Source organism: Motilimonas pumila, from assembly GCF_003596335.1.
Lineage (GTDB): Bacteria > Pseudomonadota > Gammaproteobacteria > Enterobacterales > CBDFNC01 > Motilimonas > Motilimonas pumila.
This window is the reverse complement of the sequence record NZ_QZCH01000186.1, coordinates 1-507: the sequence shown is the minus strand read 5'-3', so window position 1 is coordinate 507 and position 507 is coordinate 1. Positions and strand designations below refer to the sequence as shown.

At 73.0% G+C, this 507-nt stretch carries 1 protein-coding gene; it reads left to right on the top strand.

All coding sequences use genetic code 11. The annotated features are described in order from the left end of the window. Positions 1 to 507: PALP domain-containing protein (locus D1Z90_RS21165; protein WP_119912688.1), on the top strand; the 507-nt coding region annotated here is incomplete at both ends.

Genomic DNA, 507 nt, shown 5'->3' with positions numbered 1-507 from the left:
GGCGGGGCTGGCCCCGGACGGCGGCCTCTATGTCCCCGAACAATGGCCGAGCTTCACCCGCGAGGAGATCGCCGCCTTCGCCGGGCGGCCCTACGCCGAGGTGGCCGCCGCCGTGATCGGCAAGTTCGCCGGCGACGCGCTGGACCGCGACGACGTCGCCCGCATGTGCGCCGAGGCCTATGCGAGCTTCACCCATCCGGCCGTGACGCCGCTGCGCGAGCTGCATCCGAACCTCTGGCTGCTGGAGCTGTTCCACGGCCCGACCCTGGCGTTCAAGGACGTGGCGATGCAACTGCTCGCCCGGCTCTACGAGAAGGCCCTGGCGGCGCAGCGGCGGACCATGACCATCGTCTGCGCCACCTCCGGCGACACCGGCGGGGCGGCGGTCGAGGCCTTCCGCGGTCGCGCCAACGTGCGCATCGTCGCCCTGTTCCCGGACGGCCGCATCAGCGAGGTCCAGCGCCGGTTCATGACCACGGCCGCCGACGCCAACGTCCGCACCGTGGC